The sequence below is a fragment of the Arthrobacter sp. Cza30 genome, assembly GCF_059090765.1.
This window is the reverse complement of record NZ_JBNHGA010000001.1, coordinates 270,266-281,707: the sequence shown is the minus strand read 5'-3', so window position 1 is coordinate 281,707 and position 11,442 is coordinate 270,266. Positions and strand designations below refer to the sequence as shown.

The following is an 11,442-nucleotide window of genomic DNA, read 5'->3' as shown; positions in this document are numbered from 1 at the left end:
ACCGCGACGAGCATCGCTACGCCGGGTCGCGGCGGATCGGCGGATGATCGGTCGTGGCGTCGGTCGGGCCGCGGTCCGCCGGCGAGTGGTCGCCGTCCCGGCGACCCGTCGCGTCCGCCGCGGGCCGATCCGCCGCACCGGTGTGGTCGCCGGCGCCGTCGACACGTCGGTCGCCTTGGCCGGCATCGGTCTGCACGAACGGGTCGACGTCGTCGGCTTTCCGGAGCTTCTCGGCCTGCTCTGCACGCAGCTTCTCGGCGTTCGAGGTGTGCTCGTCGATCGTGCCGGCCCGACGGTCGGCGTCCAGCGACGCCTCCGCGGCGCGTGCGCGTGCGGCCTCGGCTGCGGCGGTCGCCGCGGACGCCTCGGCACGCGCCCGTGCGACCTCGGCCTCGTGCTCGCGGGCCCGCAGGTCGGTCTCGCGCGCTTCCTCGCGCAGGCGCTCCGCCTTCTGGTGCTGGGCGGTGCGATGGCGCTCCCCGCGCGCCCGCGAGATCAGCAGCAGCGCGACGACCACGATGACCAGGACGATGGCGATGCCGACGATGATCCAGATGATGGTGGTGGCGTCCACGGTCCCTCCTTCCTCGGCGCCGACTGTCGCGACGCTCCCACGGTCCACGAAAGCGCCGCCTTCGACCCACCGGCAACGCCCTTGCGCGTGCAACGGCGTTGGAGTAGTCCGGCGATCCTCGCCCTACGATGGGAGGGCTTCGCCGGTGACGCCGGAGAGCCGTCCCCGAAGGAGGCGCTGTGACGGACCACCCGGCACTGTCGTTCCACAGCGATTCCCTCCGTGACAGCGGCGAGCGGAGGCGGCTGGAGGAGTGCGCCGCCGAGCCCATCCGCACGATCGGTCGCATCCAGTCGCACGGGATGCTGCTCGGCGTGGAGGAAGGCACCAGCACGGTCGTCGTGGCCAGCGACAACGCGGCCGGCTGGCTGGGGCGTCCGATCGCGGACGTGGGCGACGGCGTGCTGGACCGGGCGGTCGCGCACGGCGTGGCCGTGGACCCGGTGCGGGTCGTGATCGAGGGCCGGTCCTACGACGTCATCACGCATCGCGCCACGGCGCCGCTGCTGGTCGAGCTGGAGCCGGTCGTCCCTGACCTGGAGTACGTGCGGACGGGGGTGGTCGGCGCCATCCAGCGGCTGGCCTCCGTGACCGATCCCGACGAGCTCCGGGTGCGCGCAGCGGACGAGATCAAGCGGCTCATCGGGTTCGACCGCGTCATGGTGTACCGCTTCCACGACGACGGCCACGGTCAGGTCGTCGCCGATGCACGGGAGTCCGACATGGAGCCCTACCTGGGTCTTCACTTCCCCGCCTCCGACATCCCGGTTCAGGCGCGCGCGCTGTACGTCGAGAAGCGCTCGCGGCTCATCGCCGACACCGAGGACCCCGGGCGGGAGGTGCGCACGCTCCTTCCGAGCGCGGAACCGGTCGACCTGGGACCGACCGAGCTGCGCGCGGTGTCTGCGCACCACCTGCAGTTCATGCGCAACATGGGTCAGGCTTCCACCGTCTCGTTCTCCCTGGTGGCCGAGGAGCGGCTGGTCGGGATGATCACGTGCGCGCACCGGACGCCGCGTCGGGTGCCGGTGCTCCTGCGGCGAGCGCTCGAAGTGCTCGCGAGCCAGCTCACGATGCAGCTCACCGCGGCTGAGGAGATCACCCGCCTTCGCCGCGAGCTCGGAGCGCGCGCGCGACGGGCGACGCTCACGGCGCCGCTGCACGGCCCGGTCGACGTCGCCTCCGTCCTGCTGCGCGGCGCGAGCACCGTGCTGGATGTCGTGCCCGCTGACGGCGTGGTGCTGAGGCTGAGCGGCGCCCTGCACACACTCGGCTCCGTGCCGCCGCTGGAGCGCACGGCCGACCTGCTCGCGGCCGCAGGAGACGGCGGCTTCGTGTCGGAGGCGCTGCCCCGTGAGCGGCCCGACCTGGCCGCGGAGCTCGACGGCATCGCGGGTGTCATCGTGGTGCCGCTCGAAGGCGATGACCGGCTGGTCTTCCTGCGGAAAGAGGTGGCGCGCACCGTCGAATGGCTCGGGGACCAGACCAGCGCGAACCGCGATCACGACCTGTCTCCTCGGCGCTCGTTCTCCGCATGGAGGGAGAGCGTGACCGGGCAGTGCCTGCCCTGGGGCGCACACGCCCAGGATGCCTTCGCCCTGGGAGCCGACATCCGCGGCGCTCTCGCGGGCCGCGCACAGGCCGAGCTGGCGGAGCTCGCGATGCGCGACGCCCTCACGGGGCTGCGGAACCGTCGCTTCCTGGCCGAGCGGCTGGATCAGGTGCTCGAGAGCGAGCGCGGGCACGTCTCCGTCGTGTTCATCGACCTCGACGGCTTCAAGGCGGTCAACGACACGCACGGCCACGATGCCGGTGACGCGGTGCTGGCCGCCGTCGGCCGGCGCCTGTCAGGCCTCGCCCGCGGCTCGGATGTCGTGGCGCGGCTGGGAGGGGACGAGTTCGTGATGGTGTGCATCGACGTCGGCGATCCCGGCGTGGTGGCCGAGCGCGCGCTCGCCGCCGTGTCCGAGCCCATCGCCGTGGGCGGCATCTCGATCGCGGTGACGGCGTCGGCCGGGGTCGTCGCCGTGAGCGAGGCCCGGACCGCGTCGCAGCTGCTGGCCGCCGCCGACGCGGCGATGTACCGCGCGAAGCGGCAGGGCGGCGCTCGAGCGTCAGGCTGACGTCGAGGGCTCCTCGAGGATGCGCAGACCTGTCGGCGAGTTCGCCGCCTCGACGAGTTCCTGCAGCCACACCCGGTTGATCTCGGGCATGGGTGCGTCGTACTCGAACCGGACCGTCGCCGCGGGCGACAGCCAGATGGCCTGACGCACGCGGGTCGTCTCGTCGGTGATCGAGAAGGCGAGGCCCTCCTTGCGGCGAAGCTTCGCCACGATCACCAGCTCGAGGTGTGCGAGCGTGCGGTCGTCGATCGAGAACTCGGCCGAAGGCGAGCCGTAGTGGAGAGTACCCATCCCTTCGATCCTACGAGGGAAGCGGGCACTTCCGCGCCGCTACGCTGGAGGGATGGCGATCATGCACCGGCTCACAGTCGACGGGCGAGACTACTTCCTGCCCGATCCTGTCACCCCGCTCAAGCAGCAGGTTCTCGAAGCGATCCGCGATGGCGGCGGGTACGTCAACATCCCGGGTCTGCGCGGAGGCCCCGGCATCGACATCCTGTTCTCCCCCGGGATGCCTGTCACCTGGACGACGATCGACGTGGGGGACAACTCCGCGGCCGACGAGGACGACGACGCGGACGGGCACTACACCGCGCTCTGATCCCGTCCGTTCAGGACTTCCTCGATCTCCTGCGGGCCCGTCGGCCTGCCCAGCAGATACCCCTGGCCGCGGTGGCATCCGCGGCGGCGGGCCCGCTCGAGATCCGCTTCGGTCTCGATCCCCTCGGCGACGACGCGCCAGCCGTGCTCCGCTGCGAGGGCGACGACCTCGTGGACGGTGTCGTCCGCTTCACCGCTGCTGCTCTGAGTGAGGCTGCGGTCGACCTTGACCTCGTCGATCGGCAGCATCCGCAGCATGTCGTAGGTCGTGTCGCCGGCTCCGAAATCGTCGATGGCGATCGCCACACCGGCCTCGTGCAGCAGCGAGAAGGCTTCCGCCATGCCGGGGATGATCTGCGGCGACGGCACCTCGATGATCTCGACCGTCAGGCTGCCCGGCAGAAGCTTCAGGTGGTCCAGGCGCGTGAGCATGACGTCGACGTACGCGACCGTGAGGTGCGACGGCGACGCGTTGACCGACAGCCCCAGCCGGTGGCCTGCCGCCTGCCACACGCGCAGCTGCTCACCGGCGTGCACGAGGACGTACTCGTCCAGAGCGTCCAGGAATCCCGCACTCTCGGCCAGGCGGATGAAGCGGTCGGGCGAGACCTCGCCGACCGACGGATGCGCCCACCGACTCAGCGCCTCCACCGCGGTCAGACGCGCGGTGCTCCCAGGCCCGTTCCCCAGTTCGAAAATCGGCTGATACGCCACGGCGAGACCGTCGTCCTCAACGGCCATCCGCAGGTCGCGCGTCAGCACGGGCGAATCGATCATCCCCTTAGCGTCGGTGACACGACGGGATTCACGCAACATCGGACAAATGATAGTCGAATGCGTATAATTCGCTGACCGCATCCGCGCGCGTGTCCGTTCGGTGTCGTCGCCCGGTTCCCCGCGTGTCCCGCCCGCCGAGTGGGCCCGCCGCCGACAGACGCGTAAGGTGGGTGCGATGGGCACGCTCACCTACGACTCCAAGGTCACCGTCTCGCTGGATGACCGCGTGCTGGCGCACCTGCAGGTCGTCATCTGGTCCAAGCTCCGTCGCGGAGAGACCTTCGCGTTCACCTGGACCGATCCGATGCGCAGCGGCATGGGCCGCATGTCGGTGTGGCTGAGCCCGAACGTCTCCCTCGCGTTCGAATACTTCGGCAGCCGTCAGCCGCGCCTGAATCCCGCGTGGGTGGAGGCCCTCACCAAGTCCGCGAACTCTCCCGGCGGCCTGATGATCGTGCCGGAGCCGGAGGACCCCCGCGCGGCACCCTGAGCGGACCCCGCACCGCTCCATAGACGGTGATGCGCCTTCTGTCAAGGGCGGCCGGGCAGCCCGCCGGTTGCTTAACGTCGGAGCATGACGATTCGACCGAGCCGAGGCGCGGTGATGGCCCGGCGCTCCACTCAGGTGTGGACGGCGCTGCTGGCCACCATCAACATCGCCATCGCCGGGTCGCTCTCCCTGGTGGTCGCCGCGCTGCTGCGCTGACCGCTCAGCTCCACACGCTCGGCGCCTCGGCGCGCGTGGGAGGAAGAGCGGATGCCGCCGCCCAGTCGTGCACCCAGGCATCCACCTCCGGTATGCCCTCGGGGCGACCGACCGCGGCGAAGAGCTCCTCGTGCGAGAGCGTGCCGCCGGAGCGCTTGAGCATCCGCGCCCGGATGATCGCTCGGGCGTACACCTCCCCGGCGACGACTGCTCGATGCTCCAGGTAGATCGCCTTGTCGTCGTGGCCGATCAAGCGGGATTCGAGCTCGAATCGCTGCCACAGATTCAGCGACTTGCGGAAGGTCACCGTCTCGCTCGACACGACGGCGTACCAGCCGTGCCTCCTCATGACGTCCCAGAGCCCGGTCCGCACGAGCAGATCCCAGCGGCCCAGGTCGAACAGGGACAGATAGCGGCCGTTGTTCATGTGCCGCAGCAGGTCGATGTCGGTCGGCAGCGTCGTCAGGCGGATGCGGCCGATCTCGGTCGGACCCAGTCGCCCGTCCCGCCGGGCACGGCGTCGCGCCGTCAGCATCACCAGGAGCGTCCGCCAGATCACGTTCACGTCGAGCGATGGTAGTGATCTCCCCGTGAGACCGGGATTCGTTTGTCGGTTTCCGACAGTGCGCTTCCCGCGTGCGAGCGCGGGCCGGAGATCGTCCGATGCGTCGTCCGCGTGGCATCCGTCATGGGCCGTTCACACGGCGTTCGCGCGATTTCTCGTTCCGCGACCTCGCGCGTAGAGTCTGGCCATGGGAGCCGAAATCCAGACCGACATCGTCGTCCGTCCGGTGCGAGACGTCGACGCGGAAGCCCTCGGGCGCGTCCACGCGACGTGCTGGCATGAAACCTACGATCACCTGATCAGCAAGGCCGCACTCGAGGCCGTCTCGCCCAAGCGCCTGGCGGAGCTGTGGACGCACTGGGCCGCACAGGGCCCGCAGTTCAAGATGTACGCCGCACTCGTGAACGGCGAGATCGTCGGCTTCGCCGGCTCGGGCCCGGCGCGCGACCGCGACGCGCCGCGCTTCCGCGAGCTGTACTTCATCTACCTGCTCGACGCGTACCACGGCACCGGCATCGGCCAGAAGCTGTTCGACGCCGTCGTCGAGGAGGGCGAGCCGCTGTACCTGTGGGTCGCGGATGACAACCCGCGGGCGCATCGCTTCTACACGCGAAACGGCTTCACCCTCGACGGCGCGACGCACACCGAGCCGTTCCTGGGCGAGACGCTGACCGAGGTGCGGTTCGTCCGCTGACGCACGTCGGTTCCAGGAGACTGGAGGGCATGACCCCTCGTCCCCGGCTCACCGTCTGGCCGCTCGACGGCATCCCTGAGATCACGTCCGGCACCGACCTCGTCGAGGTCCTCGCGCAGGCAGCGGGTGACCAGCTGTCCGACGGCGACATCCTGGTGGTGACGTCGAAGATCGTCTCCAAGGCGGAGGGCCGGTTCGTCGCGGCCGACGATCGCGAGGACGCCATCACAGCCGAGACCGTCCGGGTCGTGGCATCCCGCACCTCCCCCACGGGCCAGACCACCCGCATCGTCGAGAACCGCCTGGGGATCGTCTCGGCGGCCGCGGGCGTGGACGCGTCGAACACCCCGCACGGGACCGTGCTTCTGCTGCCCGTCGACCCCGATGCCTCGGCGCGCGCACTCGCGGCGGGCCTGCGAGCCCGCCTGGGCGTGCGCGTGGGCGTGATCATCTCAGACACGCTGGGACGCGCGTGGCGCGAGGGTCAGACCGATCACGCCATCGGCGCGGGCGGCGTGCTCGTCTTCGAGGACATGCGCGGCGCAACGGATGCCGAGGGCCGGCCGCTCGTGGTGACCATGCCGTGCGTGGCCGACGAGGTCGCCGCCGCCGCCGACCTCGTCAAGGGGAAGGCGGCACGCCGACCGGTCGCGGTCGTCCGGGGCCGCGCGGACCTGGTCGGGGCTCTCGACCTGCCCGGCGCGCGGACGATCGTGCGGCCGGCGGAGCGCGACATGTTCCGGCTCGGCGCCGACGAGGCCTACGCCGAGGGCTACGAGGCAGGCCGCGCCGCGGCATCCGACGGCTGACGTCGAGATGCGCTCCAGGCGCGGGGCAGCGCTCCGGGGCATGCGGGAGGCGGGAGCGGACGATGTCGCCCGCTCCCGCCTCCCGCGTCCCGCGTCAGTTCGCCCTCAGGGTCACCTGTCCGGCCGCGACATCGACGCGGATCGTGCTGGCCGCGCCGGGAGAGGAGCCGATGCGGTTGTCCAGGCCTCCCGCCGACACGCTGCTGGTCACGTCGTAGTCGCCGTCGGGCACGGTGACGTTCACCGATCCGGCGCTGACGTCGACCTGCACATCGTCCGGCCGATTCCCGGAGAACTCGGCGTCCAGAGACCCTGCGCTGACCGACAGCGCCACCGTCGACACATCGCTCAGCTCGAGCGATCCGCGTCCGGCCTGCACGTCGACGGACGCTTCCTCGGCGCTGCCCGTGACGGTCGCACGCCCGGCGTTGAGCTCGAGGTCGAGCTCGCCGAGGTCGCCCTCGAGCGTGAACTCGCCGGCCGACAGCGTCACGTCGGCATCCAGTCCCTGCAGGGCCGTGGGAAGGCGCAGGACGGCGTCACCCGGGCGTCCGAACCAGTCGCCGAAGAACCAGTCGCGGAAGAACCACGGGCCGAAGCGGTCGGGCGAGGCGACCACGAGTGAGCCGTCGGATTCGTCCAGTCGCCACCGGTCGGCGCCGAACACCCCGGTGACCTCCAGCTCGGCCTCGTCGACGTCGGCGAACTCCACGCGGATCGAGCCGGCCGCGGCATCGACGGTGAGGTCCTCGACGCCGTCGACGGCGACCGTGCGGGTGGAGCTGTGCACCGACGCCGCCGCGATCGTCCCCACGACCGCGGAGGTCAGCGCGCCGAGGACGACGACGGCGCCGAGGACGATCGCGAGGATCGCCACCACGCGGGAGGCGGATCCCGACGGCGGCTGGGGGACGGGCGCCGCCTGAGGGGCCGGCGCGCCGGGAGGGGGCGGAGTGATCGTGCTCATCGATTCGTTCCTGTCTGCGGAGCAGGGCCGCTTGATCCGGGAGCGGGACGGGACCCGCCGTGTTCGAGGTGTGCGAGCGCCGCGAGCACCCGCCGGTTGCCGGATTCGTCCGGCTCGAGGTCGAGCTTCTGGAAGACCGCCGTGATGTGCTTCTCGACGCTGCCTTCGCTCACGTGCAGCGCCTTCGCGATCGCCTGGTTCGAGCGACCCTCGGCGATCAGCGCGAGCACGGATGCCTCGCGATCGGTCAGCCGCTGCATCCGGTCGTCCCTGCGGCGCCGGCTCAGCAGCTGCGCCACCACCTCGGGGTCCAGCACGGTCGCGCCGCCGCCGATGCGGTCGATCGCCTCGAGGAAGTCCGACACGTCGGCGACCCGGTCCTTCAGGAGGTAGCCGAGCGCTCCCCCGCTGGAGGAGATGAGGTCGGCGGCGTAGCGCTCCTCGACGTACTGCGAGAGCACGAGCACGGCCAGATGAGGCATCCGTCCGCGCAGCGACAGTGCGGCGCGGATGCCCTCGTCGGTCCAGCTCGGGGGCAGTCGCACGTCGAGGATGCACAGGTCGGGCGCTGTCGCATCGACCGTCTCGTCCAGACGGCCGGCGTCGGCGAGGCTGCCGACGATCTCGTGGCCGGCATCCTCGAGGACCCGGACGAGGCCCTCGCGCAGCAGCGCCGAGTCCTCGCAGATCACGATGCGCACGGGATGCTCCCCTCGATGCTGGTCGGACCGCCCACGGGGCTGTCGATCCGCAGCTGCCCGCCTGCGGCGAGGACGCGGTTCGTGATGCCGTCGAGGCCGCCGCCGGCCACGACGCGAGCGCCGCCGACGCCGTTGTCCTCGACGCGGACCCACAGCGTGCCCGGCTCGCGGAGCCGCACGACCACCCGGCACTCGGTGGCGCGCGAATGCTTGGCCGCGTTCGTGAGCGCCTCCGCGATGGTGAAGTATGCGGCGGCCTCGGCGTCGCGGCTGCAGCGTCCGTCCAGGCGCACGTCGAGGTGCACCGGGATCACGGAGCGCCCGGCCAGCGCCGACAGGGCGGCGTCCAGGCCTCGGTCGTCGAGCACCGCGGTGTGGATGCCGCGGGCCAGCTGCCGCAGCTCCGTGATGGCCGCCTTGGTCGAGGTGTGGGCTTCGGCGATGAGCGCCTTCGCCGCTTCCGGGTCGGCGTCGATCTTCTGCTGCGCGAGGCCGAGCGTCATGCCGACCGAGACCAGTCGTGGCTGGACGCCGTCGTGCAGGTCGCGCTCGATCCGCGTCCGCTCGACGTCGGCTGCGCGCACTGCGCCGACCCGCTGCTCGTTCGACGTGCGCGCGTCCTCCGCGAGCTGGGCCTCGCGGGAGGGCACCACGATGGCGCGGGCGAGGATGCCGTGCAGCAGCGCCAGCCCGATCACGGCGGCGGCCGACAGCACGGCGGCGACGATGCCGACGGGGACGGTCCACGACAGCGGGACGTCGATACCGGTGCGCGCGAGCGGCACGGAGCCGGCATCGGCGAACAGCGGCGCGAAGGCCATCACCAGCGAGGACGCGAACGTGCCGACGAGCACGAGCGTGATCCAGCCGAGCAGCGTGGCGATCGCCGCGTTCGCGACCGCGCGCCACGTGGTCGGATCGATCGCCTGCTGCCACAGGGTCCGCAGGAACCCGCCGAAGCCGGGCCGGCCGCTGCGGCGCGGCCGCGGGAGGGTCAGGCCGAAGCCGTACAGCCCGTCGATGCGCGCCGTCTCGAGCCAGCCGAGGGCGAAGAGTGCATAGACGAACGCGAGCAGGAAGAGCAGCCCTATACCCAGCAGCGGAAGGAGTCCGAGTCCGAGCGCGAACAGGACGAGCACGATCGTGAAGAGCACGGGGCCGACGGAGCCGAGCGCGGCGAGGTGGACGACGGCGCCGGCGACGCGCGCGGGCGAGGTCGTGGCGCCTGCGGCGACGGAGCGAGGTGGAGAAGCCATGGCTCAAACGTAGGACGGGGCCTCATACCGCGCGTCCGAGGCATCCGGAGACTTCTCTTCGGGTTATCCCCCACACCGCGTCAGCGGCCGGAGACCGTCCCGAACAGCCGCGCGATCGGGGCCAGCACCGGCGGGCGTGCGGCGACCCAGCCCGCCGCGATGACCACCATCGAGGCGACGAAGATCCAGAAGCCGGTCCAGTTGACGGCATCCTGCGCGGCGTACATGTGGTTCAGGTTCCGCAGCGCCCCCGTGGCGAAGACCAGGGCGACGTGCACGAGGATGAACAGCACGAAGTAGATCATCACCGGGAAGTGGATCGCGCGGGCCCACTCCACCGGGTAGACGCGGTTCAGCGCCGCGGCGTTCTTCGGCCACACGCCGGACATCCGCACCCCCGTCACCGCCGCCAGCGGCGCCGCGACGAACACGGTGGCGAAGTACGCCAGCTGCTGCAGGCTGTTGTAGTTGACCCAGCCGTTCTCGGTCGGCCAGTCCAGCGAGACGTACTGCAGCGCCGCCGACAGCGCGTTGGGGAAGACCTCCCAGCTGGTGGGGACGATCCGCATCCACTGCCCGCTGACGAACAGCAGCACCACGAACACCACGCCGTTGAGCACCCACAGCACATCCAGCGCCTGGTGGAACCACAGCGTCAAGCTGATCTTGCGCTTCCTGTTGGTCCGCGGCGACCAGAACGCCGTCGGCCGTTTCTCGGTGCGCACCCGCCACCCCGAGCGGATGATCAGCACGATCAGGAACGTGTTGAAGAAGTGCTGCCAGCCCAGCCACGCCGGAAAGCCCACCGGCGCCCCCTCGGGCAGGTGGTACTCGCCGGGGAACGCCTGCAGGAAGTCCGCACCCCACGGAGTGGACAGCAGCCACCGCACCACCAGCACGGCCATCGCGGCGGCGACCAGGAGCCCGCCACCGGCCACGATCGCCGCGCCCGCCCACTGCAGACGCGTGAACGGCCCGACCCGCTCCGGCTCCGGCCGCGGCGCCGGTCGCGTGCGCGCGGCAGCACCGGCCCACACCGTGCGGGTGAACGGAAGCGGCTCCGTCAACGGCACCCCGGTGGCCGTGGCGAACGGCTGCTCGGACGCCCCTGTGCCGGCATCCGCAACGAGCGCTGCCGTTCCCGGCGAGCGCGGCGCTTCTTCCTGCAGCCCTCGCAGGGAACCGGCGCGGTCGGGCGTCTCGAGAGGGGCTGTGCTCTCGGCGGAGCGATCCGACCGCGTCGGCGCGAGCCCTGCGGGGGGCCAGGGCTCACCGCCCGGCACGCGCGGCAGCCCGCGTCTCAGAGCGCGCCCCGCACCCGCGGGAGCGGCCGCCGTCGAGCCGGGCGCCACGACGCGCGGAGTGGAGCCGCCCGAGCCCGTGGTTTGCGACACTCCAGCAGGCTTGGGCTGGATCTCGGGCGTCGCATCCTGTGGGGTGTCACTGTCGGAGGCGGCGGGCTGCACCGTCTGGGCACCCGCCGGCGCGGCGGTCGCCCGTCGCGCGACGGGCACCTCTCGCGCGGGCGGCCACGGCTCGCCGCCCGCCACACGGGGAAGCCCGCGCCGCACCACGCGCGCGCCGTCTGCGGACGCCCGGAGTGACGCAGCCGACGACGCCGCGGCATCGGGGCGCACTCCCGGCGTCACCGGAGCGGCCTGTGTCACCGA

14 protein-coding genes are annotated in these 11,442 nt (G+C 71.6%); 6 read left to right on the top strand and 8 right to left on the bottom strand.

Translation table 11 applies throughout. The annotated features are described in order from the left end of the window. Nucleotides 1-16: 16 nt before the first annotated feature. Nucleotides 17-574, bottom strand: coding sequence for a hypothetical protein (locus tag AC5RVZ_RS01195; RefSeq protein ID WP_494063961.1), 558 nt, complete (start codon nt 572-574; stop codon nt 17-19). Between the two features lie 179 nt (nt 575-753). Here AC5RVZ_RS01195 and AC5RVZ_RS01190 point away from each other — a divergent pair, with 179 nt between their 5' ends. Continuing rightward, entirely contained in the window at nt 754-2,697 is a 1,944-nt protein-coding gene (locus tag AC5RVZ_RS01190; protein ID WP_494063960.1) for a bifunctional diguanylate cyclase/phosphodiesterase, read from the top strand. Here AC5RVZ_RS01190 and AC5RVZ_RS01185 read toward each other — a convergent pair. After that, nucleotides 2,689-2,988: a DUF7882 family protein gene (locus tag AC5RVZ_RS01185; RefSeq protein WP_494063959.1), complete on the bottom strand. Its 300-nt coding sequence runs from the start codon at nt 2,986-2,988 to the stop codon at nt 2,689-2,691. The two genes, AC5RVZ_RS01190 and AC5RVZ_RS01185, sit on opposite strands and share 9 nt — an antisense overlap. A gap of 52 nt (nt 2,989-3,040) precedes the next feature. Between AC5RVZ_RS01185 and AC5RVZ_RS01180 the strand changes: the two genes are divergently transcribed. Beyond that, entirely contained in the window at nt 3,041-3,298 is a 258-nt protein-coding gene (locus AC5RVZ_RS01180) for a hypothetical protein (protein WP_494063958.1), read from the top strand. On the opposite strand, the gene AC5RVZ_RS01175 is transcribed toward AC5RVZ_RS01180, so the two are convergent. Beyond that, on the bottom strand, nt 3,283-4,074 hold the full coding sequence (locus AC5RVZ_RS01175; RefSeq protein ID WP_494063957.1) for an EAL domain-containing protein: 792 nt from the start codon (nt 4,072-4,074) through the stop codon (nt 3,283-3,285). The two genes, AC5RVZ_RS01180 and AC5RVZ_RS01175, sit on opposite strands and share 16 nt — an antisense overlap. A gap of 175 nt (nt 4,075-4,249) precedes the next feature. Here AC5RVZ_RS01175 and AC5RVZ_RS01170 point away from each other — a divergent pair, with 175 nt between their 5' ends. Beyond that, nucleotides 4,250-4,564: a DUF7882 family protein gene (locus AC5RVZ_RS01170; protein ID WP_494063956.1), complete on the top strand. Its 315-nt coding sequence runs from the start codon at nt 4,250-4,252 to the stop codon at nt 4,562-4,564. An 84-nt stretch (nt 4,565-4,648) separates the two neighbouring features. Beyond that, a complete protein-coding gene (locus AC5RVZ_RS01165) occupies nt 4,649-4,780 on the top strand; it encodes a hypothetical protein (protein ID WP_494063955.1) in 132 nt (43 codons plus the stop codon). A gap of 4 nt (nt 4,781-4,784) precedes the next feature. On the opposite strand, the gene AC5RVZ_RS01160 is transcribed toward AC5RVZ_RS01165, so the two are convergent. After that, nucleotides 4,785-5,345, bottom strand: a complete 561-nt coding sequence (locus AC5RVZ_RS01160) for a thioesterase family protein (protein ID WP_494063954.1) — start codon at nt 5,343-5,345, stop codon at nt 4,785-4,787. A gap of 187 nt (nt 5,346-5,532) precedes the next feature. Between AC5RVZ_RS01160 and AC5RVZ_RS01155 the strand changes: the two genes are divergently transcribed. Both AC5RVZ_RS01155 and cofE read left to right on the top strand, forming a co-directional pair. Beyond that, the gene (locus tag AC5RVZ_RS01155) at nt 5,533-6,039 is read left to right on the top strand and encodes a GNAT family N-acetyltransferase (RefSeq protein ID WP_494063953.1); all 507 of its coding nucleotides are present in this window, start codon (nt 5,533-5,535) and stop codon (nt 6,037-6,039) included. 29 nt (nt 6,040-6,068) lie between these two features. Continuing rightward, nucleotides 6,069-6,848 (top strand): coenzyme F420-0:L-glutamate ligase, encoded by a 780-nt coding sequence (gene cofE, locus AC5RVZ_RS01150; protein ID WP_494063952.1) that lies wholly within the window; start codon nt 6,069-6,071, stop codon nt 6,846-6,848. 94 nt (nt 6,849-6,942) lie between these two features. Here cofE and AC5RVZ_RS01145 read toward each other — a convergent pair whose 3' ends face one another. The 4 genes from AC5RVZ_RS01145 to AC5RVZ_RS01130 all read right to left on the bottom strand — a co-directional run bounded on the left by AC5RVZ_RS01145 (nt 6,943) and on the right by AC5RVZ_RS01130 (nt 11,166). Further along, on the bottom strand, nt 6,943-7,815 hold the full coding sequence (locus AC5RVZ_RS01145; RefSeq protein ID WP_494063951.1) for a DUF4097 family beta strand repeat-containing protein: 873 nt from the start codon (nt 7,813-7,815) through the stop codon (nt 6,943-6,945). Then, nucleotides 7,812-8,516 (bottom strand): LuxR C-terminal-related transcriptional regulator, encoded by a 705-nt coding sequence (locus AC5RVZ_RS01140; RefSeq protein WP_494063950.1) that lies wholly within the window; start codon nt 8,514-8,516, stop codon nt 7,812-7,814. The genes AC5RVZ_RS01145 and AC5RVZ_RS01140 overlap by 4 nt, the downstream gene beginning before the upstream one ends. Further along, nucleotides 8,504-9,772 carry a sensor histidine kinase gene (locus AC5RVZ_RS01135; protein ID WP_494063949.1) on the bottom strand — a complete coding sequence of 423 codons (1,269 nt, stop codon included), beginning with the start codon at nt 9,770-9,772 and terminating at the stop codon, nt 8,504-8,506. Before AC5RVZ_RS01135 ends, AC5RVZ_RS01140 begins: the two co-directional genes overlap by 13 nt. A gap of 80 nt (nt 9,773-9,852) precedes the next feature. Further along, nucleotides 9,853-11,166 (bottom strand): cytochrome b/b6 domain-containing protein, encoded by a 1,314-nt coding sequence (locus tag AC5RVZ_RS01130; protein WP_494063948.1) that lies wholly within the window; start codon nt 11,164-11,166, stop codon nt 9,853-9,855. Nucleotides 11,167-11,442: the final 276 nt, after the last annotated feature.

What these genes read in the sequence shown, in the direction of transcription:
- AC5RVZ_RS01185 (WP_494063959.1), bottom strand. Translation starts at nt 2,988, where the DNA reads ATGGGTACTCTCCACTACGGCTCGCCTTCGGCCGAGTTCTCGATCGAC.
- AC5RVZ_RS01180 (WP_494063958.1), top strand. Translation starts at nt 3,041, where the DNA reads ATGGCGATCATGCACCGGCTCACAGTCGACGGGCGAGACTACTTCCTG.
- AC5RVZ_RS01175 (WP_494063957.1), bottom strand. Translation starts at nt 4,074, where the DNA reads ATGATCGATTCGCCCGTGCTGACGCGCGACCTGCGGATGGCCGTTGAG.
- AC5RVZ_RS01170 (WP_494063956.1), top strand. Translation starts at nt 4,250, where the DNA reads ATGGGCACGCTCACCTACGACTCCAAGGTCACCGTCTCGCTGGATGAC.
- AC5RVZ_RS01165 (WP_494063955.1), top strand. Translation starts at nt 4,649, where the DNA reads ATGACGATTCGACCGAGCCGAGGCGCGGTGATGGCCCGGCGCTCCACT.
- AC5RVZ_RS01155 (WP_494063953.1), top strand. Translation starts at nt 5,533, where the DNA reads ATGGGAGCCGAAATCCAGACCGACATCGTCGTCCGTCCGGTGCGAGAC.
- cofE (WP_494063952.1), top strand. Translation starts at nt 6,069, where the DNA reads ATGACCCCTCGTCCCCGGCTCACCGTCTGGCCGCTCGACGGCATCCCT.
- AC5RVZ_RS01145 (WP_494063951.1), bottom strand. Translation starts at nt 7,815, where the DNA reads ATGAGCACGATCACTCCGCCCCCTCCCGGCGCGCCGGCCCCTCAGGCG.
- AC5RVZ_RS01135 (WP_494063949.1), bottom strand. Translation starts at nt 9,772, where the DNA reads ATGGCTTCTCCACCTCGCTCCGTCGCCGCAGGCGCCACGACCTCGCCC.